This window comes from Hyphomicrobiales bacterium (assembly GCA_039973685.1).
Taxonomy (GTDB): domain Bacteria; phylum Pseudomonadota; class Alphaproteobacteria; order Rhizobiales; family JACESI01; genus JACESI01.
Genome location: JBDWKL010000050.1, coordinates 46,036 through 68,022, shown reverse-complemented (window position 1 = coordinate 68,022; position 21,987 = coordinate 46,036). Strand labels below are relative to the sequence as shown.

Genomic DNA, 21,987 nt, shown 5'->3' with positions numbered 1-21,987 from the left:
AAACGAAAAAATGAGAGAATGAGGAAAATATATAATGAATAAATTAAGGTGGAATTTTTAAAAAATAATGAGATCAAAAAAGAAGGTGATATCGTTATCATGAAATCCAGAATTGATGCAAAAATCCTATTTAATTTATCCATTTATTTTCCGAATTACCTTGTGATGAAAAAATATTTATGCAGATGCTGTAAAGTACTATAAGAAAAAGCCCGCTTACCAAATAAGCGGGCTTTCTTATCTACATATTTTTATGAATTTACAGGGATTTCGAAACCCGCGCACCAGCTTTGATAAAGCGGTCTGGATTTACGGCGCGGTTGCTGACCCGTGTTTCATAGTGAAGGTGAGGGCCTGTGCTGCGGCCTGTGCTGCCGACGCGGCCGACGCGCTTGCCGGTGGACACATAGTCACCAACTTTAACGTGGATGCGGCTTAGGTGGGCGTATCTTGTTGTGATGCCGCCAGTGTGTTGGATTTCAACCATAAGGCCATAGCCACCTTGTCTGCTTGCTTTGACCACTTTGCCGGGGCCAGTTGCAAGAACCGGCGTGCCTGTTGCAGCTTTAAAGTCCATGCCTGAATGATTGGCATAGCGGCGCAGGAACGGATCAACACGACGACCAAAACGGCTGGTGATCTTGCCATTGGTCAATGGCTTAGCGAGAGGGAACCGTTTTACACGCTTTTTGAGTTTGTTCAAAAAGGTAAGGTTTTCTTCCAACGCCAAAATTGAGCTGTTGAATGTGACAGTATCAACAGGTGTTGCTTCTTCATATGGACCGCCAATAGCATCAACGGTGTATGGAAGTTGAGAGGATGCTTGTGCGCCCAATGATCTCAAGACTGAAGCAATGCTTTTTGCTTTGTCATCAGTTTTCTTTGCGACCAAGCGAAGTTGATGGACCTGCGTAATCTCTTCAGTTTCAAGGTTACGTTCGATCTGCTTGAGATCGAGTGATGAGGGGTCAAGGTCTGTGAGATGTGTTGAAATTGCTGTTTCTGCTTCTGAGCCATAACGGGTTTGACCGTAAGCACTAGCGATATTGATTGAACCAACTGGGTTTACATCGACGATTGAGGCTTGGTCGATTGGGCGTGCTGGGTGAGGGCGTGGTGCAGGTGCTGACGCTTGAACGCTAATGCCTGCAGCAGATGCAGTTTTTACGAGACTATCAACAGACCGTTTGCGCTCATCCAATGAGGCACGAAGGCCAAGTAGACGTTCGATTTTCGATTCAACCGACTTTTGATCAAGCATTTGACGGCTTGCGATGCGATCAATCTCAATTCTGAGGCTGGCCATTTGATCTTCATAGGCGTTTTGCAACCGAACTTGGCGGATGTGCGAGGCATTCAAAATATCATCACGGAACATCAGATAGCCGGTCGCTCCTAGATAGGCGACAGCAAAGGTGGCAATAATTGTCGCACCGAGGGCGGCTAGAAAAGGATGAATGGTAACGCTGGTTACCTTATCGCCTTTAGCTATGATAATTCGATGGATATCTTTGCGTCGACCAAACTGCTGTTTACGAGACGACGAATTAGGGTTGTTAGACATACAATCACCAGTACCGGACAAAAACTAAACTTCAGCTTATGATTGTAAATTTTTATGGTTAACAAATTCTTCCCAATGATATTGTATTAAACTAAATGTTAGTCATTAATTTATTGCGGTAATTCCAGCTAAAGGTTTGTAAAAACCGGGTGTTAATCCTGCCTGCGATCGCGCCTTGTCATTGAAGGGAGGGCGCAAGCTACCTTTAAAGTGGCGTCTCACCATATCGTGAAAGGTCGGCTCAGGTTTTAGGCCATGTCTCGCACAAGCGAATAAGAACCATTTTGTACCAAAAGCGACATGGCGTTTTTCGTCTCTGTAGATAATTTCTAAGATAGCAGCCGTCTTGTCATCTTTCTGCGCCCGAACTTTATCGAGCATCGGAGGGGTGATGTCTAAGCCGCGCGCCTCTAAAACAAGGGGAATGATTGCAAGGCGAGCCACCAAGTTATGATCTGTCTCTTCTGCTGCTTGCCAAAAACCATCATGAGCGGGAAGGGCGCCGTAAAAACTGCCCATCTGTGTCAGCCGTTCAGCCAGCAGCGAAAAATGCTTTGCTTCTTCCAGCCCAACTTGCACCCAATTATCAAAGAATGCGCGAGGCATTGGTAGCCGTGCGCAGCGGGCAACAAGATCCCACGCGAGATCAATGGCGTTCAGTTCTATGTGGGCGAGTGAGTGGACCAGTGCGACCCGACCCTTTTCACCGCTAATTGAGCGTTTCGGCATTTCGCGCGGGGATATTAGGTCAGGTTTATCAGGTCGGCCTGGGCGTTTTGGCAAAGCTGGTTGCACACCATAGGTGAGTGAAAGCGAGCGCTGAAACCAAGCTTTCGCCGTTTTGTGCGCTAGCTCGGTTTTAACCTCTAAATCGGCTTCTGCAACGATACGTATCGCGGCAAGCTCTAGGGATTTTAATTCTCTCTGGGTCGACACAATTATGCGGCTCCCACCGCCTCCAGCACCGTGTCCACATGACCGGCCACTTTTACTTTGCGCCAGATTTGATTGATTTTGCCATTTTCATCAATCAAAAATGTTGTCCGTTCAACGCCCATATACTTTTTGCCGTACATGCTTTTTTCCACCCAAACCCCATAAGTTTCAAGGGTTTCCTTCTCTTCATCAGCAGCAAGGGTAATGGCTAGATTGTGCTTAGCTTTGAATTTGTCATGCTTGGCGGCTTTGTCAGGTGACATGCCAATGATGACTGCGCCTTGAGCTTCGAATTCCTTGATTTTTGCCGTAAAATCAATCGCCTGCGTGGTGCAACCGGGCGTGTCATCTTTGGGGTAAAAATAGAGCACAATCTTTTTGCCGCTATAGTCAGCAAGGGCCACTGTTTGGCCATTATCGGCGGGCAAAGAAAAAGCTGGCGCTTGGTCGCCTACGTTTAAAGTCATGGTTTATTCAACTCCAATTTTGTAGCTAGGCATTCACATAGTAAGACAGAGCATGAAAGCAAGGTTTATTTATGCGGTTTTGTTGCGAATCTGTCTATGATGAAAGTAGGGTCTTTAAGAGATCATGCAAGGAATGAAAACAAGAAGAAGACGGTGAAAAAAAGCACTTCACACAAGCTTGTTGCGCTAAATTTTGCTTTTTTGCGTGCAGGATTTTTCCTTTGCATGGCTGCATTCGTTGTGGCCTGCGCCGCTGTTTATTATGTGTTGTCGAATGATGATGACATGGAGTGGCTTCGTACCCGCATCGAAACCACACTTAATGAACGCAGTAATGGCGAGCTAACGTTTCAACTTAAAGGCGCGAAGATCGTCGTTGAGAAAGCAGAAGGCGCTCATCTTTTAATATCTGGCTTAAGTGTCGCTGACCGTGAAGGCCGTTTTGTTGCCAACAGCGGCAACATAAAAATTCTTCCGTCTTGGTTATCGCTTGCAACTGATCATGTTTCCATTCGGAAGGTGAGTATTGATGGAGCTGATATTCAGGTCGTTACTTCAGCCGAATCTATTTTTCCAGATGTGGATACGCAGCCTGAAGTGTTGTTGGTGGACATTTTCTCACAAAACAAGCCTGCCGCACCCACTTCAGTTGAAACTGGTTTAGAAGCTGATGTTTTCCAAAATATTCTTGGTTTTGAAGATGATGCTACTGATTTGTCTGCTGAGCTGCCTGAAAATATCGAAAATTATAAGTCAGAAAATGGTGTCTTAGGCGAAGTAGGGCAATCCAGTTCTATAGACAGCAGTGACAATCAGTCAGACAGCCCCGCTGATATTGAAACAGATGGCGATAATCCAGAGATATTGCGATTGATCTCTTCTGGTCTCAATGAATTTGGAGGTGTTTTTGATAGAATCCATCAATTAGGCCTTGGCGAATTGGACTTGCAAAACGTTGCAATTGAGATGTTTGATGAGGAAAAGAACCCTCTTCGTAAACTTGGTATCACGTCCGCCGTTTATTCAGAAATCAGCGACTATAGCGCCGCTAGACCTCAACAACATTTTGCAATCAAGACGAAGCAAAGTGGTGGTAATGGCATTGATTTGAATGTCACTCATGTAAGCCAAAACGTTGGTTCCAGCCGTGCTTTTGTTATTGGTATTTCTAATATTATTGCGAGTAATTTCATCAAGAAACTCGCCGACCCTATATTCCCCATGAAGTTGAACGTGCCATTTGGCATTGATGGTGAAATTGTATTGGATGATCGTCAATCGATCAGCCGATTGGATGTAAAAATTAGTGTTGGAGAAGGCTCTATTCGAACGGCGCCTAACTCCATTTTTAACGTGGATAGCGGCGCTCTCAATTTGACGCTAAACCGCCGATCTCACCAAATGCTTGTTAAGCCGTCTCCTTTCATTTTCGGAAAGAACCGTTTTGTTGTGCAAGGCGGCATAAGTCTCGCAGACGAATTGTTGCAGCCGTACAATTTTCGACTGTTCGCCAATGATGTGCATCTTGATTCATCTGATGCAAATGCAGCCCCTCTCGTTGTTGATAAGATGATTGCAAATGGTGCTTTTCAATTGGGCCGAAAGCTAATTTCGATCAGCGAGTTTTCCGTTCAGGTCGGCGAAGTTCGAGGCGACGCGGCGGTATCGTTTGGATTTGATGGTAAAACGCCATCCATGTCGCTCGTTGCTGAAATTGACAAGGCACCCGTGGCTGTTTTGAAGCAGGTTTGGCCAGTTTTCATCGCCCCAAGCGCCCGTGGATGGACGTTGAAGAACCTTCATGATGGGGAAATTAGGAATGCTAGAATAGCCACTTCAATCCCAAATGGAGTGTTGGGTAATTTGCGCAAAGGCGCGACTTTGCAAGACCATGAAATGGTCGCTGATTTCAATATTGTGAATTCTTCATTTAAGGCATTTGGGGAGTTTCCTGACATTGAAAATGCCGATTTGAGAGGCAAAGTTAGAGGTATCAGTTTTCAAGCCAACCTTGATCGCGGCAAAGCGGTGTCAAAATTTGGCGGGGCGGTGCAGTTAAACAAGGCGCAATTTAAAATCGATGATTTTCGCTTTCCAGGCCCCAAAGCAGATATTTCGTTGACGGCAAAAGGCAAGGCGGACGACGTTGGCGAGATTGCAAACCGTAAACCAGTTCGCGCGTTGACTTTTGCCAAGATCGAACCTCGTGGCTTGTCTGGCGATGTGCTGGCTAAGGTTGCGTTGAGTTTGCCTTTGAGACCCAAATTGGGTGCAAATGACGTTGATTGGAAGGCTGGATTGGGGCTCACAAAATTCTCAAGCCCCAAACCGATCGATGGTCGAAAGATTGATAATGCAACGGCAGAGATTTCAATTACTCCTCAATCTATGACGATCGACGGCAAGGGTAAGATTGATGGGATTGAAGCTGATATTGATATGCAGGTTCCCTTTAAGGGCAACGCTAAATCTCGAACCCTCGCGGTTAAATTGGTGCTAGATGATAAAGACCTGAAAAAAATTGGCATTGATTTCGGCGAATTTTTAACCGGGCCAATGAGTGTTGAGATTGATCAAGATTCCAGCTCTGATAAACGTGGTGACCTATACAAAATTGACCTATCACGTGCGGAAATTAATCTTGATTTTATTGGCTGGAAAAAAAGCAAGGGCGTGGCGGCATCTGCCCGCATGCGCTTAATTACAACGTCTAAGGGCACGCAAGTTCGTGACTTTTCTTTAGTCGGCGATGGCTTTGGCGCACAAGGCACTGCTGAAATCTCGAATTCAGGCGATATCGCACGTCTCAACCTGTCCAAGCTCGCTTTGAAAAAGGGTGACAGTATTGCTGTGAATGCAGTTTTACGCGCTGAACGTACCTACGACATCAAGATCGACGGCAGATCATTCGATGCGCGTTCATTGATCCATGTTCTAACAGACCGACCTAATTCGGCTGCTGATGCAAACTTTCGGTATAAGATCAAAGCCACCATTGGTGAGGTTACGGGATATATCGCTGAGAAAATTCGTGGGTTTTCAATGGACGTTAGTTTGCGTGGGCCGACCGTATTAAAACTGATGGTTAGTGGGATCACAAAGAATGCAAAGGCTCCTTTTGATATCCGCTATGGAGCGGTTTCTGGTAAAGGGGACGTGCTAACTGCGAACGGCCCTGATGGCGGTGCAATCGCTCGCTTTGCTAATATCTATTATCGCGCGTTTGGTGGTCCTTTCACCATAACAGGACAAAGACCTCCGGGTGTGAAAGCGCTTACGGGAAAATTCCGCATGAGACGTTTTGCGCTCGTCGATGAACCAGCTTTAAGTGGTCTTGGCGGAGGCGCGAGCACTAACGGTAAACCCTCAGTGAAGTTCAATGTGTTGAAGATCAATTTCACTGAGCAAGATCAGAAGCTTCGCGTTGAAAAAGGACTGCTATCTGGTGACAATATTGGCGGTACTTATGAAGGTGTTTTGAACCGCAAAACCAAAGAAATTGATTTTACAGGCACCTATGTGCCGATTTACGTGCTGAATAATTTCTTCACGAAAATCCCTATTGTTGGGCAAGTTCTTGGCAATGGGAAGCGCGAAGGCTTGATCGGTGTGACGTTCAAGGTCAAAGGGACGATTGGTAAGCCTAAGGTAACGGTTAACCCACTATCAGCGCTTGCCCCTGGCTTTTTGCGCCAGCTCTTCCGCTTTAGGAAAACCGATCAACAATCAACCAATTAGCCGCGCGCCAAAAGCGAACGAACTGAACCCTAAACAGGTTTCACCAACACGTGCTTTTTCTTGCCAAGTGACAGCTTGATAACGCCGTCAGCTAAATCGTCTTTAGTGATGGTGCGGCGTTCGTCATTGGTGGCTTTGTCGTTTATTTTTACAGCCCCACCTTTAACTTGCCGTCTGGCATCGCCGTTTGATTGGCAAAGGCCAGCGGTTACATAAAGACCCAACATGCCAAGGCCCGCGTCTAGTTCCGCGGCCGATACGTTGATCGTTGGTAGATTGTCTGAAACCGCGCCTTGTTCGAACGTTTTTTCTGCTGTTTCTTGAGCAGACAAAGCTGCCGCTTCACCGCGCATGAGGCGCGTTGCTTCATAGGCGAGGACTTTTTTAGCTTCGTTGATCTCAGCACCTTCTAATGCACCAAGGCGTTTGATTTCGTCGATAGGCAAAAGCGTAAAGCGCAGCAAGAAGCGCTCAACGTCTGCATCTTCTGTATTGCGCCAGAACTGCCAATAGTCATAGGCCGATAAACGGCTTTCATTGAGCCAGATTGCGCCAGAGGCCGTCTTGCCCATTTTAGCGCCTGATGAGGTGGTCATCAGTGGCGTTGTAAGTGCGTAGAGTTCTGCACTTTCCATACGACGGCCAAGATCAACACCAGACAGAATATTGCCCCACTGGTCCGAACCACCCATTTGTAGGCGGCAACCAAAGCGTCTGTAGAGTTCAACGAAGTCATAAGCTTGAAGGCACATGTAGTTGAATTCTAGGAATGATAAGTGCTGCTCGCGCTCAAGTCGCATTTTCACGCTGTCGCGTTGTAACATGGCATTGACGGAGAGGTGACGACCTACTTCACGCAGAAAATCGACATAATGAAGATCAAGCAACCAATCTGAGTTGTCTGCCATGAGCGCGTCTTTGGGGCCATCGCCAAACTGCAAGAGGCTCTCGAAGGCTTGCTTGATGCCTTGTTTGTTTTCCTCAATCGCTTCGCCCGATAAAAGCTGGCGAGATTCGTCTTTACCAGATGGATCACCCACACGAGTGGTGCCGCCGCCCATTAGGGCTATTGGCTTGTGACCAGTTGCCTGAAACCAATGCAGCATCATAATTTGGATCAAGCTACCCACATGCAAACTGTCTGCGGTGCAGTCAAAGCCGATATAGGACGTGACCGTCTCCTTGCATAACAAAGCATCAAGGGCTGATGCATCTGACATTTGGTGGATAAAGCCGCGTTCTTCTAGAACGGCGAGAAAGTCTGATTTGTAGCTTGTCATGCCCGACAGGTCACTTTTCTTGAAGTAGGATTGGTTTTTAATTGGCCGCTTGGCCGTTGGTTGTCCGGTGAATAGCGCCTTTGTCGTTGATTTGCAAAAACTTTGCGTTTTTCTTCTGTTGCCAACTTGCCGAAGCGTTTAGGCTTGGCCAAATGATTGTGATTTGGAACGAGAGAACCCCATGAAGACAATAATTGGCACCATGAGTGGTACATCGATGGACGGCATTGATGTTGCGGTACTTGAAACTGATGGTGTGAGTGTTGGCCGTGCTGGGGCAACTCATTTTTTGAAATACACAAAATCCGACCGTGGTCTTCTGGTGGACGCGATGGCTGCCTGTCGTGAAAACGGGCGGGGTGATGGTTTGGTCAAAGACGCTGAAAACATGATCACCGCCAAACATGGTGACGCTATAAAAGAGCTTATGGATGATGCTGGACTTAAAGCCGAAGACGTTGATTTGGTCGGCTTTCATGGTCAAACGCTCTATCATGCACCCCAAGATGGTATCACAGTGCAAATTGGTGATGGCGAAGCGCTGGCGCGCAAGCTTGGTATTCGTGTTGCTTATGATTTTCGCACGGCTGACGTTAAAGCAGGCGGCGAAGGTGCGCCTTTGGTGCCGGTATTTCATCAAGCGTTAGTCAGTGATGCACAGCTACCTGCGGCAATCGTCAATATTGGCGGCGTGGCGAATGTTACTATTGTTGGTGCTGATAGTCTTGATGCCTTTGACACTGGGCCTGGTAATGCCTTGGTCGATGATTGGATGCGCTCGCGCACTTCTCGCACCTTTGATCAGTGGGGCAGGGTTGCAGGCGAGGGCACTGTTGTTGAGGCGGTTCTGGTGGATCTGCTTGCCCACCCTTATTTCGAACGGCCTGCGCCAAAATCCCTCGACCGTGATACATTTGACATGATGGCATTAGACAGAGCGTCTTTGGCAAATGGTGCTGCGACATTGACGGCGTTCTCTGCCCACACAATTGCAAAAGCCTTGGAAGGGCGTGGCATCCAATCGCTTTATGTGGCTGGCGGCGGGGCGAACAATCTAACGATGCTGCGTATGCTCCAAGCGGCAAGTGGCCTCGAGCCTCAAAATGTTGAAGTGCTGGGCTATGACAGTGATTTTCTGGAAGCAATTGCTTTTGCTTATCTTGCCGCGCGTGTGGAGCAAGGCTTGCCACTCACATTCCCCGGCACAACGGGTGTAAAAGAACCAATCACGGGCGGAGTGTTAAGTGCGCAATGATGATTTTATTTGGACAAATTGAAGTGGAAAGACGAAATGCTGCTCTATAGGAAATACGCACTTTATGCATTGATTGTTATTATAATAGTTGCCGCACTTGCCTTTATCTTATCAGCCTTATTCAATTTGAATTCGTCAACGGGCACGAGCCTTATTGGGCTATGGGTTCCGGCGATGTTGGCAGGTTATTATTTCTATAAATCGGAAGAACGGAGTGCTGGAATTGGTGAGACAATCAAATTTTCAGCCGTTTTCACTGGAATTCAACTGGCCATCAACGGATCGTTTGCCGTCGTCATCTTGCTGTTTTTTCCAGAACTGATTTCATACCTCAGCCTAATCAATCCGGCCATATTGGGCATTTTTATAGCCGTGGTGTGTTTGATTTCTATGCTTGTTAGTTACTTGAGTTTTAGTTTCGGCGTGCGTACTGCGCGAAAAGCGGCTGAAAAGCACGCAATAAAAAACGGCTGAAGGTTTTTCAGCCGTTTTTTAAAAATTCAAAGATAAGCGTTAGGCGTTTATTCGCCGTCGCCATCATCGCCGAAGTCCATGTCTTCAAGCGATGGAAGTTCCGCTGTTGGAGGTGGCAACATTTGCATACGCTCTGCAACGCCCATGCGGACATCGATATAGTTTGAGCAATTGTCGACCAATTCTTCCACGTGATTTTCAAAGAAGTGGTTCGCACCTGGGATCACTGTGTGATCAATGGTGATGCCTTTTTGTGTGCCAAGTTTGTCAATCAGCGCTTGGGTGTCTTTCATCGGCACCACTTTGTCTTGGTCACCATGAATGATCAGACCATCTGACGGGCAGGGCGCGAGGAAAGCGAAATCGTGCAGGTTGGTTGGTGGTGCGATAGAGATGAAACCTTCAACCTCTGGGCGACGCATCAAAAGCTGCATGCCGATCCAAGCACCAAATGAGAAACCTGTAATCCATACGCCGCGCGCATCTGGGTGAATGGTTTGCACCCAATCAAGAGCCGCCGCTGCATCAGACAATTCGCCTGTACCATGATCAAAGGCACCTTGCGAACGACCAACACCACGGAAGTTAAAACGCAAAGCCGCGAAACCACGATCTACATACATGTAAAACAAGTCATAAATGATCTTGTTGTTCATGTTGCCACCAAAGCGCGGATGCGGGTGGAGTAGAAGCGCGAGCGGTGCGTTTTTTTCTCTAGAAGGCTGATAACGACCTTCGATGCGACCGGCGGGACCATTAAAAATAATTTCGGGCATATAAAACAAGCTCATGTTAGAGAGGCGTAATCACGGCCTTTACCACGAAAGGGGGGGCAACTTTCAAGTTTTTCGTGCAATTTGGGTCAAAAAAACTGTAAATCCAACTAATATGCGTATTTATCTCGATCATAATGCCACATCTCCGCTTCGTCCTTCGGTCAAAGAAGCGCTGATGAATCGCCTTGGCACGCCGCTTAATCCTTCTTCTGTCCATCAAGAAGGACGGCAGGGGCGGAAGGTGATTGAGGCTGCCCGCGAAAAAGTGGCAGCTCTTTTGGGGGCTGACCCTAAAGCTGTGGTGTTTACCAGTGGCGGGACAGAAGCTAACAACATGGCCTTGTCGCCCCGCGTTCAGTTTGGTTCAGACATTAAGATATTCACCTCGCTTTATGTCTCAGCGGTGGAGCACCCGTGCATTCTTGCTGGTGGCCGTTTTCCAAAAGAACAGATGCATCATCTGCCCGTTGATGAATACGGGATTGTTGATCTTGAAAAGATGGCGCACCTTTTGGCTGATGTTGAAATGCCGTTTGTGAGTGTCATGCTGGCGAACAATGAGACGGGCGTGATCCAGCCGATTGGCGCTATCGCTGAAATTGTTCATGCGCGCGATGGTTTCCTCCACGTTGATGCGGTGCAGGCGGCTGGTAAAATTCCGATTGATATTTTTGAGCTAGAAGCTGACAGCATGACAGTATCCGCCCATAAAGTTGGCGGGCCGCAAGGTGTTGGTGCGTTGATCCGTCGACAGGTGGGCGTTGGTATTCCAGCCCTTTTGACAGGTGGCGGGCAGGAGCTTGGCTATCGTGGTGGCACGGAGAATGTTGCTGGCATCGAAGGTTTTGGTATTGCTGCAGAAGACGTACTCTCACAAATGCCCGCTGATAGCTCATTGCAAACACGGTTAGAGCAGGGCCTCAAAGCGCTTTCTAATGAAATTGTGATCTTCGCAGAAGATGTTCCTCGGTTGCCAAACACCACATGCTTTTCGCTCCCAAATAAACGGGCGGAAACGGCCGTTATCTCCTACGACATGGCGGGCATTGCCGTTTCATCTGGCTCGGCTTGTTCGTCTGGTAAGGTGGGTGCATCCCATGTGCTTGAGGCGATGGGGGTACCGCAAGAACAAGCGGCTGGTGCTATTCGCGTCTCAACAGGATGGAATAGCGATGCAGCGGATATTGATGGGTTTATTGCGGCGACCGCCAAACTTCTTGGACTTCCAAGTTCTTGATCAATTAGCGCACGTAGATTTGATAGACTGCCTCAGCGCAAGACTTGATGGCAGGTAGATCGTCGAGAGTGGCAGGTTTTATCTCGATATTTGATTGCATTGCTTGCTTTCTTATATAACCTGATTAATTAACTCATAAAATAAATTTTCGTTAACCCCTTCCAATTCTCGAGCAGTAGTTTATATCAATTCTAAACTAGAAACTTTCTAAACTGGCCCCTTTAAATGTGGGTCGACTACGGAGCATCATATGCCTGCTGTTCAGGAAACCATCGATCAGGTCAAAGAAATAGACGTTGACCAGTATAAATATGGTTTTGTCACCGATATCGAAAGCGAAAAGGCCCCTAAAGGTCTGAGCGAAGATATTGTTCGCTATATCTCTGCGCAAAACAAAGAGCCCGAGTGGATGCTTGAATGGCGCCTCGATGCTTATCGTCGTTGGTTGACCATGGAAGAGCCAGATTGGGCGCGGGTTGATTATCCTGAAATCGACTTTGACGACATCTATTATTATTCTCGTCCAAAATCGACAGAAGGCCCGAAAACGCTTGATGATGTTGATCCTGAGCTTCTTGAAACATACAAGAAACTCGGCATTCCGCTCGGTGAACAAGAAATCTTAGCAGGCGTGCAAGAGCGCCGTGTTGCTGTGGATGCGGTGTTCGATAGTGTTTCTGTGGTGACGACATTCCAAAAAGAGTTGAAAGAAAAAGGTGTGATCTTCATGCCGATTTCAGAAGCGGTGCATGAGCACCCTGAACTCGTGAAAAAGTATCTTGGTACTGTGGTACCTGTAACGGATAACTACTACGCGACACTCAATTCTGCGGTCTTCTCTGACGGTTCATTCGTCTTCATTCCGAAGAACACACGCTGCCCGATGGAGCTCTCTACCTATTTCCGCATCAATGAGGAAAACACAGGTCAGTTTGAGCGCACGCTTATTATCTGTGAAGAGGGTGGTTATGTTTCTTACCTTGAGGGCTGTACAGCGCCTCAGCGTGATGAAAACCAGCTACACGCAGCCGTTGTTGAATTGGTGACAATGGATGAAGCTGAAATCAAATATTCAACCGTTCAAAACTGGTACCCCGGTGATAAAGACGGCAAAGGCGGCATCTATAACTTCGTGACCAAGCGCGGTGATTGTCGCGGTAAGAATTCTAAGATTTCTTGGACACAGGTTGAAACTGGTTCTGCGATCACTTGGAAATACCCAAGCTGCATTTTGCGCGGCGATGGTTCACAGGGTGAGTTCTACTCAATCGCTGTTTCCAACGGTCGTCAGCAAATTGATTCTGGAACAAAAATGATCCACTTGGGCAAGAACACCAAGAGCCGGATCATCTCTAAAGGTATCTCAGCTGGTAACAGTTCTAACACCTATCGCGGCCAAGTATCAGCGCACCGTAAAGCAACCGACGCGCGCAACTTCACCCAGTGTGATTCACTGCTGATTGGTGATCAATGTGGCGCACACACCGTGCCTTACATTGAAGCGAAGAATTCGTCTGCTCAGTTTGAGCATGAGGCGACGACGTCGAAAATTTCTGAAGATCAACTGTTTTACTGTATGCAACGCGGCATCGACGAAGAAGAAGCAACAGCGCTCATCGTCAACGGCTTCGTGCGTGAAGTGATCCAAGAACTTCCAATGGAATTTGCGGTTGAAGCACAAAAGCTGATCTCGATCTCGCTTGAAGGGTCGGTTGGCTAATAAGTGCGTGGTCGTTGCCGCCCATGAGGCGGCAATCTACGGAGCGAATTTGAAAATTAAAATTGGGTTGCGGGCTTGAGCCACGCAATGACGAAGGACAAGAAAAATGCTAGAAATTAAAAACCTCCACGCTCGTATTGAGGAAGATGGAACAGAAATCATTCGTGGCCTTAGCTTAAGCGTAAAGCAGGGCGAAGTGGCAGCGATTATGGGCCCCAACGGTTCTGGTAAGTCGACGCTTTCTTACATTCTTGCAGGTCGTGACGATTACGAAGTGACCGAAGGCGAGATCTTGTTCAATGGCGAGAACATCCTTGAGATGGACCCAGCTGAACGCGCTGCAACTGGTGTTTTCTTGGCGTTTCAGTACCCTGTAGAAATTCCAGGTGTGCCGACCATGACGTTCCTCAAAACAGCCATGAACGCACAGCGCAAAGCGCGTGGTGAAGAAGAGCTTCCAACGCCTGACTTTATTCGTCTTGTGAAAGAGGCCGCTGGTCAGCTTAAAATCGACATGAACATGCTGAAACGCCCGCTTAACGTTGGTTTTTCTGGTGGTGAGAAGAAGCGTGCAGAAATTTTGCAAATGGCGCTTTTGAACCCGCAGCTTTGTGTTCTTGATGAAACCGATTCAGGTCTCGATATTGATGCGCTTAAAATCGTTTCAGAAGGCGTGAATGCGCTTCGTGCTGAAAACCGTGGCTTCCTTGTGATCACTCACTACCAGCGTCTGCTTGAGCACATTGTGCCAGACACAGTGCATGTTCTTTACAAAGGTCAAATCATCAAGTCAGGCGACAAGTCACTTGCGCTTGAGCTTGAAGCAAACGGCTATAACGACATCATTACTCAAGCTGCGTAAGGCGAACTCATGACTGTTGTTCCTATGATCAAACATACGGCTGCCGAAGAAACGCTGTTTGGTATTGAAAGCCAAAATGATGACGTGCTCGGCTCGCTCAAAGAATCTGGCCTGCCAACACGCCGCATTGAAAGCTGGCACTACACAGATCTTCGCACGCTGCTTAAAGCTGTGCCTGCAACCACGGTTGACCCTGAGGTTGGCGATGTTGCCATGTTTACTGGCTGTAACTTGCTTGAAGCAGGTGATGCGCCAAAAGCTGCCAGCGACTTTAGTGATGATGATGCCATCGGCAAATTGAATGCATCATTTGCAACCAAGGGTGTCGAACTCTCTATCCTTGGTGATGCAAGTGGCTCACCGTTTTTGGTCCCAGCGATGGTATCAAATGGCGCGACACACACGCGCAATGCGATAGATATTGGAAATGGTGCTAAAGGCACTGTTATTGAACATCATGGCGCTGTTGAAGGTTTTTCGACCACGGTGACTAACCTCACAGTTGGTGATGATGCTGAGGTTACTTATGTGATTTCTCAGCAAACAGACCGCGCCTCGACCCATCTTGGCCAAATCAATGTCAGCCTTGGTGCGAACGCTAAACTTACAATCTTCATTCTCAATGCTGGTGGTCAATTGATCCGTCAGGAAGTGAATGTGACGGTTGCAGGTGAGGGGGCAGATTTCCAGCTTCGTGGCGTGAACCTGATCGGTGACAATCAGCACATTGATGTAACGATGGATCTGCACCACTCTGTACCAAACACAGAGTCAGAAGAAATTCTGCGCAATGTGGTTGTCGGCAAAGGTCACGGTATCTTCCAAGGCAAAATCCGCGTTGCTCAAATCGCTCAAAAAACAGACGCGAAGATGGCATGTAACACGTTGCTTCTGTCTGATGATGGTAATTTCTCGACCAAGCCTGAGCTTGAAATTTTTGCAGACGATGTGCTGTGTGGCCACGGCGCGACATTTGCGGATATTGAGCCAAGCTACATGTTCTATTTGATGTCTCGCGGTATTCCTGAGCGGGAGGCGCGCGCGCTACTTATCAAAGGTTTCGTGGATGAGATCGTTGAAGACATCAACAATGAAGCGTTGGAAAGCGCTATGGTTGATGTGATCGACAGCTGGTTGGATGCGAATGGCTAATTATGACATAGAAAAAGTCCGCGCGGATTTTCCAATTCTTTCGCGTGAGGTTTACGGTAAGCCTCTGGTTTATCTAGATAATGGTGCGTCGGCACAAAAGCCGACTGCTGTTATTGATGCAGTGAATAACGTCTATTCGAATGAATATTCAAACGTTCACCGTGGCCTTCATTTTCTATCAAATGCGACGACGGATTCATATGAATCTGCTCGCGAGAAAGTTCGTTCTTTCTTGAATGCTGACAGTGTGGATGAGATCATTTTCACCCGCTCTTCAACAGAAGCAATCAATCTTGTTGCTCATTCTTATGGGGCTGCGAATATTGAAGAGGGTGACGAGATCATCCTCTCGATCATGGAGCACCATTCCAACATTGTGCCGTGGCATTATCTGCGCGAACACAAGGGTGCCGTGATTAAATGGGCGCCAGTGGATGACGACGGCAATTTCTTGATGGATGAATTCAAGGCACTGTTTTCTGACCGCACCAAGATTGTTGCCATCACGCATATGTCCAATGCGCTTGGTACTGTTGTGCCACTAAAAGAGGTTTGTGCCTTCGCCCATTCTAAAGGCGTTCCCGTCATGGTGGATGGCTCGCAGGGTGCGGTTCACATGCCTGTTGATGTGCAAGACCTTGATGCTGATTTTTACTGTGTTACTGGCCATAAACTATACGGCCCGTCAGGTATCGGCGTTCTTTACGGTAAGATGGATTTGCTGAAGGAAATGCCGCCTTATATGGGTGGTGGTGAGATGATTAAAGACGTCACGACCGATGGTGTGACGTACAATGACCCTCCGCATCGTTTTGAGGCCGGTACACCGCCAATTGCACAAGCGATTGGTCTGGGCGCTGCCCTTGATTATATGGACAGCATTGGCCGTGAAAACATTGCAGCGCATGAAACTGAATTGACTGCTTATACCAAAGGTCGCCTTGGAGAGATGAACTCTGTGCGGGTTATTGGTGAGGCTGAAGGCAAGGGCGCGATTTTCTCCTTTGAGCTTGAAGGCATTCATGCCCATGATGTGTCGATGGTGATTGACCGCGCAGGTGTAGCGGTTCGGGCAGGTACACATTGTGTTCAACCCCTCTTGCAAAGATTTGGTGTAACCTCCACATGTAGGGCATCATTTGGTATGTATAACACCAAGGAAGAAGTCGATGTTCTGGCGCAAGCCCTCAAAAAAGCCCAAGACTTCTTTAGCTGAGACCCAAGACGGAAACGAGAAAATGGCTGATTCAAACGACGAAACATCAAACCGGATTGAGGCGGCACCTGCCGAAGAATTGCAGAAATCTGCTATTCCGCAAGCAGAGCTTGAGCAGCTAACCACAGATATTATTGCTGCGGTGAAAACGGTTTATGACCCAGAAATTCCAGTTGATGTGTATGAACTCGGCTTGATCTACAAGGTCGACATCTCAGATGATCGCAATGTGGAAGTTGACATGACATTGACTGCACCTGGTTGTCCGGTTGCTGGCGAAATGCCGATTTGGGTAGAAAATGCCATTTCATCGGTAGACGGTATCGGGATTGTTAACGTCAACATGGTATTTGATCCCCCATGGGATATGAGCCGCATGTCTGAAGAAGCACAAGTGGCCCTTAACTGGTACTAAGCAGGAGTTTTCTATGTTCGGTGGTTTAGGTTTAGAAATTCTAACAGCCACAGACGCAGCCAAGGCGCGTTTGGGTGAACTTATGGAAAATGCTGAGAGTGCTGATGGCATTCGCATTGGCGTTAAGAACGGCGGCTGTGCGGGTATGGAATACACCGTCGACCTCACTGAAGGCGGCGAGAAGGGCGATGATGTCGTAACCTTTGATGAAGGTAACGTCTATATCGACAGCAAAGCGATCTTGTTTCTGCTTGGCACCGAGGTTGATTTTGAAGTGACAAAGTTCAGAACGGGCTTTGTGTTTAAAAATCCAAACCAAACATCGGCTTGCGGATGCGGTGAATCAGTTGAACTGATACCTGCAACTTTGCCAGAGGGCATGACGCTAGGGCGTTCATAGGTCTACGTTTGAATTTACTTTGAAATCAGTTGAAACGCTTAAGCGGCGTTGATCATTAGCTTGTCGCGTTCAGTTACCACTCTGTCCCGACCAGCATTTTTGGCGGCATAAAGACAAAGGTCAGCGCGATGGACCATGGATTGTGGCGTATCATTCGCCGTCATCAATGCAACGCCCGCAGAGACCGTAATTTTACCCAGATTATCGCCTGATGATCGCTTGATTACATCGCGTTTTGAAACCGTCATACGCATTCTGTCAGCCACATTATGTGCTTGAACAAGCGACGTATTTGGCAAGATGATGGCGAACTCTTCCCCACCATAGCGGCAAGGGTTATCTGTTACCTTCACGTTGCTTTTGATTGCGAGAGCCACCAGCCGTAGCACTTGGTCGCCGGTTTGATGTCCCCATTGGTCATTGAACTTCTTGAAATGATCAATGTCTGCCAAAATAAGACAGAGCGGTTGTCTTGCGTGCTTATGATCCAGAATGGCTTTATCAAGGCTTCGATCAAAGTGACGGCGATTACCGATGCCAGTCAACTGATCCATAATGGATTCTTCGCGCACTTCTTGAAGATTTTTGCGAAGTAATAGTAATCCTTTATGGGCTTCTTTAAGCTGTTGAGAAATATCAGCGTTTTGTCTTTGAGCGTCAGCAGTTTCCATTGCCATACGCTTGATAAGCTTGGTAAGCGATGTTTGATCGAGTTGTAATTCAAGATCTTCTGTTGCTTGAGCGAGATTATCACCCATGGATTGGGTCAGCCCGAATGAGCGCTGCGCAATTTTCTCAAGCGTTGATGCTTCTTCTGTGATTTTGTTGTTAATTTCATCAGAAAGTACGGTATCAGCACCTTTGGCCAAGAAATCTTCGTAAAGCTGCAGAATTTGCGCTGAGGAGATACGACCATATTTTTTGATAATGTCATCAATTGATGCGGATAGGCTTGGATTTGAGCCAGAAAGATGTCTGAACCAAACTTCATACGCTTTTGGATAGGCGGCAATTCTGTTTGACGACATAGCGCCAATTGCGTTTTCCGCAATAGCTATTGTCTGCTCAATATCGTCTTGGCTATCCATGCGAGAACGATGCGCTCCAATTAAAGTCCGCGCATTCTAGGTTTTTGACCTTAACGTAAGGTTACCGACAAAGTATTGCTGTTATTCAAAACGCGTTAAAACGACTAGTTTTGCGTACTTTTTTGCTAAATTGCAGTATTAATCAAGCAGATGTACGGCTGCGAATAGGGCGCGTCATGAAATCTGGTACATGGTCGCCCATGCCAACGACCTTATTTTCAGATCGATCATTGCGACCACCATCTTTAGATCGTTCTGGCCTTTTTGATTTTTTGCGCGTGTTTTGATCTGCCGATTTAGGGTTTGCCGCTTCATTTGCTTTCGCATCTGTTTTTTGCGGCTGTTCTGCTTTAACGGGGCTTTCTGCGTCGTTCTTTTCTACTTTTGCTTTGCTTGCAGGTTTGTCACCAGAAGCAGGCTTAGAATTTTCAGATCGCGGGCTGCGGCCTTTGCCACGTCCACCACGTCCACCACGTTTTGGGCGCTTTTCGCGTTCAGCTTCAAAATCAACTGACTCGCCGTGCCATTCAATTTCCTGTTTTATCAAATCAATGATGTCAGCCACATTGCGCTCATCATCTTGAGTGACCAGCGTATAGGCAGTGCCCAATCGACCCGCGCGGCCTGTACGGCCAATACGGTGCACATAATCTTCAGCGTTAAACGGAACATCGAAATTGAAGACGTGGCTCACATCAGGGATATCAAGGCCACGGGCTGCAACATCACTCGCCACGAGGATTGGCAATTTGCCATTTCGGAAATTTTCTAAAATTGCAGTCCGCGCAAATTGATCCATATCGCCGTGCAGGGCACCAGCCATAAAGCCGTGTTTGTCTAAAGAGCGGAAGAGTTCGGAAACATCTTTCTTGCGGTTACAAAAGATGATCGCGTTTTTGAGTTCTTCTGCATTGGAAATCAAACCACGCAGAACTTCACGTTTGTCCCATGCTTCACCAGTGGCGGCTACAAGGCGTTGTGTCACTGTCTTGGCCGTTGTCGCAGCACGTGCCACTTCAACGCGAACAGGGTTCGATAAGAACTTATCAGCCAAACCTTGAATTTCTTTCGGCATAGTGGCCGAGAAGAAGAGGGTCTGTCTTGTAAATGGAATAAGCGACGAGATGCGTTCGATATCAGGGATGAAACCCATATCAAGCATGCGGTCAGCTTCGTCGATCACGAAAACTTCGACGCCGGTTAGCAATAGTTTGCCGCGTTCGAAGTGGTCAAGCAGTCGGCCCGGTGTTGCGATGAGAACATCTGCGCCACGGTCCAGCTTTTTGTTTTGCTCTTCAAACGACACGCCACCAATCAATAGGGCGACAGTCAGCTTGTTGTTCTTGCCGTATTTGATGAAGTTTTCTTCAATCTGTGCAGCAAGTTCGCGTGTTGGTGTGAGGATCAACGTGCGGGGCATACGTGCCCGTGCACGGCCCTTTTCTAGCAGCGTCAACATCGGAAGCGTAAAGGAGGCAGTTTTGCCTGTACCCGTTTGTGCGATGCCCAAAATATCGCGACGTTCAAGAGCTGGCGGTATAGAACCAGCTTGAATAGGTGTCGGATGGGTGTAACCTGCTTCTTCAACAGCAGCGAGCACTTTTTTGCTCAAGCCCAATTCTGCGAAGGTAACGTCCGTGTTTTCAGTCAGAGTCTTATCCAAAATCTATTAGTTTTAAGGTTGAGCGGGACCATATGGATGTTTGACAATAAGTCAATGTTTCTGCTCTTAAAGTGGTTGGATTCGGTTGATAAAGGCTGTAATTCAAGCCTTTAATAGCTTCGCACTCCCAATCCTCTTATATGTCGGTTCTTTCTCGTGACTAAAAATCAGGAAAATATAGCGGAAATATCAAAGCCTATTATCTACTCCCCAAGGGATGAGGATGACTCGCTTTCGACCGCCTATGTGCAACGTATTGAGCAGGCGTTGGAAGAGGGGGATATCAATTCCACCTTATTAGAAACGCGTTCTTTGCATGAAGCCGATTTGGCTGACCTCCTTGAAGCGCTGCCGCAAGCGCGACGTGTGCAGCTTATTCAGGAGCTAGGTTCTGATTTCGATTTCGGCACCTTGACGGAGCTTGATGAAGTCGACCGTCTTGCGATTTTGAACGAGATGAGCCCTGAGCAGGTGGCCGTCGGCGTTCAAGAACTCGATAATGATGATGCGGTTTATATTCTCGAAGATTTGGACGCGCCCGAGCGACAAGAAATCTTGGCGCAGATGTCGCAAATTGAGAGGGAAAAGCTCGCCAAGGCGTTGGATTACCCTGACGATTCCGCTGGTCGGCGCATGCAAACAGATTTTATCGCTGTGCCGCCATTTTGGTCGGTTGGTCAAACCATCGATTATATGCGCGAAGCAGACGATCTGCCGGATGAGTTTTATGAGATCTTCGTCATTGACCCAAGCTTCAGATTGGTCGGCACCGCAGCCCTCGACAAGTTCTTGCGAACCAAGCGGGATGTAACGATGGAAGAAGTCATGCAGAGTAATGGCGTGACTGTTCCTGCAACGGAAGACCAAGAAGAAGCATCGCGCTTGTTTGAGCGTTATGACCTTTTGTCTGCCCCTGTTGTTGATGAAAGCCAACGCCTTGTTGGTGTGTTGACCATTGATGACATTGTTGATGTGATCCATGAAGAGGCGGACGAAGATATTAAACGTCTTGCCGGTGTTGGTGATGAGGAACTGTCTGACCGCGTGATACGCGCCGTCAAAAGTAGGTTCACATGGCTGGCGGTCAATTTGGTGACGGCCATCTTAGCGTCATTTGTTATTGGCTTGTTTGATGCAACCATTGAGCAAATGGTGGCGCTGGCGATTTTGATGCCGATTGTTGCGTCTATGGGCGGCAATGCGGGCACGCAAACCATGACAGTTGCTGTGCGGGCGATTGCGACGCACGAGATTGATAACTTCAACGCACGGCGCATTATTATGCGTGAGCTTATGGTTGGGGTTATCAATGGTGTTGTCTTTGCGGTTTTGATCGCGATTGTCACCGTGGTTTGGTTCGGTAATTTGCCTTTGGCTTTGGTGATCGCTGCTGCAATGGTTGTGAACATGATTTCGGCAGCGCTGGCGGGCATTTTGATCCCGATTGGGCTTGATAAACTCAATATTGATCCGGCCATTGCTTCCACCGCTTTTGTGACAACGGTGACAGACATTGTTGGCTTCTTTGCCTTCCTAGGTTTGGCCGCATGGTGGTTTGGCTTATTTTAGTCGTTAGATTTTTTGCCAACTACGAATAATTTTACCGCAATATTTGGAAGATATTCATACAATCTGGTTAGAAAGTCGGTCTGAAGTCGATGGACGTGCTCTCGAATGCTGGTAATTCTAGGGTGGGAGCGCTATCTAAGACGAAGACTATTGGAAACGATTCTGAGCAAGTAGA

The 21,987-nt window shown here is 47.5% G+C and carries 18 protein-coding genes; 11 read left to right on the top strand and 7 right to left on the bottom strand.

Features of this window, described 5'->3' with window-relative positions:
- Positions 1-259: 259 nt before the first annotated feature.
- The 3 genes from ABJO30_14235 to bcp form a co-directional block, all read right to left on the bottom strand.
- Complete coding sequence (locus ABJO30_14235) at positions 260-1,564, bottom strand: M23 family metallopeptidase (GenBank protein MEP3233979.1); 1,305 nt, start codon at positions 1,562-1,564, stop codon at positions 260-262.
- A 105-nt stretch (positions 1,565-1,669) separates the two neighbouring features.
- Entirely contained in the window at positions 1,670-2,500 is an 831-nt protein-coding gene (locus ABJO30_14230; GenBank protein ID MEP3233978.1) for a ferritin-like domain-containing protein, read from the bottom strand.
- A 2-nt stretch (positions 2,501-2,502) separates the two neighbouring features.
- A complete protein-coding gene (bcp, locus tag ABJO30_14225; GenBank protein MEP3233977.1) occupies positions 2,503-2,967 on the bottom strand; it encodes a thioredoxin-dependent thiol peroxidase in 465 nt (154 codons plus the stop codon).
- Between the two features lie 225 nt (positions 2,968-3,192).
- Between bcp and ABJO30_14220 the strand changes: the two genes are divergently transcribed.
- Positions 3,193-6,705, top strand: coding sequence for an AsmA-like C-terminal domain-containing protein (locus ABJO30_14220; GenBank protein ID MEP3233976.1), 3,513 nt, complete (start codon positions 3,193-3,195; stop codon positions 6,703-6,705).
- A gap of 29 nt (positions 6,706-6,734) precedes the next feature.
- Here the strand turns inward: ABJO30_14220 and tyrS are convergent, their stop codons facing one another.
- Entirely contained in the window at positions 6,735-7,985 is a 1,251-nt protein-coding gene (gene tyrS, locus ABJO30_14215; GenBank protein MEP3233975.1) for a tyrosine--tRNA ligase, read from the bottom strand.
- 181 nt (positions 7,986-8,166) lie between these two features.
- Between tyrS and ABJO30_14210 the strand changes: the two genes are divergently transcribed.
- Together ABJO30_14210 and ABJO30_14205 are read left to right on the top strand one after the other, a co-directional pair.
- Entirely contained in the window at positions 8,167-9,240 is a 1,074-nt protein-coding gene (locus tag ABJO30_14210) for an anhydro-N-acetylmuramic acid kinase (GenBank protein MEP3233974.1), read from the top strand.
- A gap of 36 nt (positions 9,241-9,276) precedes the next feature.
- Entirely contained in the window at positions 9,277-9,714 is a 438-nt protein-coding gene (locus ABJO30_14205; GenBank protein MEP3233973.1) for an ABZJ_00895 family protein, read from the top strand.
- A 47-nt stretch (positions 9,715-9,761) separates the two neighbouring features.
- Here the strand turns inward: ABJO30_14205 and ABJO30_14200 are convergent, their stop codons facing one another.
- A complete protein-coding gene (locus tag ABJO30_14200; protein MEP3233972.1) occupies positions 9,762-10,490 on the bottom strand; it encodes an alpha/beta hydrolase in 729 nt (242 codons plus the stop codon).
- A gap of 112 nt (positions 10,491-10,602) precedes the next feature.
- On the opposite strand from ABJO30_14200, the gene ABJO30_14195 reads away from it, so the two are divergent.
- The 7 genes from ABJO30_14195 (at position 10,603) to ABJO30_14165 (ending at position 17,492) form a co-directional block, all read left to right on the top strand.
- Entirely contained in the window at positions 10,603-11,727 is a 1,125-nt protein-coding gene (locus tag ABJO30_14195) for a cysteine desulfurase family protein (protein MEP3233971.1), read from the top strand.
- Between the two features lie 250 nt (positions 11,728-11,977).
- The gene (gene sufB, locus ABJO30_14190; protein ID MEP3233970.1) at positions 11,978-13,447 is read left to right on the top strand and encodes a Fe-S cluster assembly protein SufB; all 1,470 of its coding nucleotides are present in this window, start codon (positions 11,978-11,980) and stop codon (positions 13,445-13,447) included.
- A 106-nt stretch (positions 13,448-13,553) separates the two neighbouring features.
- On the top strand, positions 13,554-14,309 hold the full coding sequence (gene sufC, locus ABJO30_14185) for a Fe-S cluster assembly ATPase SufC (protein MEP3233969.1): 756 nt from the start codon (positions 13,554-13,556) through the stop codon (positions 14,307-14,309).
- A 9-nt stretch (positions 14,310-14,318) separates the two neighbouring features.
- Positions 14,319-15,461 (top strand): Fe-S cluster assembly protein SufD, encoded by a 1,143-nt coding sequence (gene sufD, locus ABJO30_14180; GenBank protein ID MEP3233968.1) that lies wholly within the window; start codon positions 14,319-14,321, stop codon positions 15,459-15,461.
- A complete protein-coding gene (locus tag ABJO30_14175) occupies positions 15,454-16,677 on the top strand; it encodes a cysteine desulfurase (GenBank protein MEP3233967.1) in 1,224 nt (407 codons plus the stop codon). The genes sufD and ABJO30_14175 overlap by 8 nt, the downstream gene beginning before the upstream one ends.
- Before the next feature lie 22 nt (positions 16,678-16,699).
- Complete coding sequence (locus tag ABJO30_14170) at positions 16,700-17,092, top strand: SUF system Fe-S cluster assembly protein (protein ID MEP3233966.1); 393 nt, start codon at positions 16,700-16,702, stop codon at positions 17,090-17,092.
- 13 nt (positions 17,093-17,105) lie between these two features.
- Positions 17,106-17,492 carry an iron-sulfur cluster assembly accessory protein gene (locus tag ABJO30_14165; protein MEP3233965.1) on the top strand — a complete coding sequence of 129 codons (387 nt, stop codon included), beginning with the start codon at positions 17,106-17,108 and terminating at the stop codon, positions 17,490-17,492.
- 38 nt (positions 17,493-17,530) lie between these two features.
- Here ABJO30_14165 and ABJO30_14160 read toward each other — a convergent pair whose 3' ends face one another.
- Together ABJO30_14160 and ABJO30_14155 are read right to left on the bottom strand one after the other, a co-directional pair.
- Positions 17,531-18,580, bottom strand: coding sequence for a GGDEF domain-containing protein (locus ABJO30_14160; protein MEP3233964.1), 1,050 nt, complete (start codon positions 18,578-18,580; stop codon positions 17,531-17,533).
- A 142-nt stretch (positions 18,581-18,722) separates the two neighbouring features.
- The gene (locus ABJO30_14155) at positions 18,723-20,243 is read right to left on the bottom strand and encodes a DEAD/DEAH box helicase (protein ID MEP3233963.1); all 1,521 of its coding nucleotides are present in this window, start codon (positions 20,241-20,243) and stop codon (positions 18,723-18,725) included.
- A gap of 156 nt (positions 20,244-20,399) precedes the next feature.
- Between ABJO30_14155 and mgtE the strand changes: the two genes are divergently transcribed.
- The gene (gene mgtE / locus ABJO30_14150) at positions 20,400-21,812 is read left to right on the top strand and encodes a magnesium transporter (protein MEP3233962.1); all 1,413 of its coding nucleotides are present in this window, start codon (positions 20,400-20,402) and stop codon (positions 21,810-21,812) included.
- The last annotated feature ends 175 nt before the right edge of the window (positions 21,813-21,987 follow it).

Coding starts and splice junctions, on each gene's coding strand:
- sufC (MEP3233969.1), top strand. CDS start 13,554: ATGCTAGAAATTAAAAACCTCCACGCTCGTATTGAGGAAGATGGAACA.
- ABJO30_14235 (MEP3233979.1), bottom strand. CDS start 1,564: ATGTCTAACAACCCTAATTCGTCGTCTCGTAAACAGCAGTTTGGTCGA.
- ABJO30_14175 (MEP3233967.1), top strand. CDS start 15,454: ATGGCTAATTATGACATAGAAAAAGTCCGCGCGGATTTTCCAATTCTT.
- ABJO30_14195 (MEP3233971.1), top strand. CDS start 10,603: ATGCGTATTTATCTCGATCATAATGCCACATCTCCGCTTCGTCCTTCG.
- ABJO30_14200 (MEP3233972.1), bottom strand. CDS start 10,490: ATGCCCGAAATTATTTTTAATGGTCCCGCCGGTCGCATCGAAGGTCGT.
- bcp (MEP3233977.1), bottom strand. CDS start 2,967: ATGACTTTAAACGTAGGCGACCAAGCGCCAGCTTTTTCTTTGCCCGCC.
- ABJO30_14165 (MEP3233965.1), top strand. CDS start 17,106: ATGTTCGGTGGTTTAGGTTTAGAAATTCTAACAGCCACAGACGCAGCC.
- ABJO30_14220 (MEP3233976.1), top strand. CDS start 3,193: ATGGCTGCATTCGTTGTGGCCTGCGCCGCTGTTTATTATGTGTTGTCG.
- ABJO30_14205 (MEP3233973.1), top strand. CDS start 9,277: ATGCTGCTCTATAGGAAATACGCACTTTATGCATTGATTGTTATTATA.
- ABJO30_14170 (MEP3233966.1), top strand. CDS start 16,700: ATGGCTGATTCAAACGACGAAACATCAAACCGGATTGAGGCGGCACCT.
- tyrS (MEP3233975.1), bottom strand. CDS start 7,985: ATGACAAGCTACAAATCAGACTTTCTCGCCGTTCTAGAAGAACGCGGC.
- sufD (MEP3233968.1), top strand. CDS start 14,319: ATGACTGTTGTTCCTATGATCAAACATACGGCTGCCGAAGAAACGCTG.
- ABJO30_14160 (MEP3233964.1), bottom strand. CDS start 18,580: ATGGATAGCCAAGACGATATTGAGCAGACAATAGCTATTGCGGAAAAC.
- sufB (MEP3233970.1), top strand. CDS start 11,978: ATGCCTGCTGTTCAGGAAACCATCGATCAGGTCAAAGAAATAGACGTT.
- ABJO30_14210 (MEP3233974.1), top strand. CDS start 8,167: ATGAAGACAATAATTGGCACCATGAGTGGTACATCGATGGACGGCATT.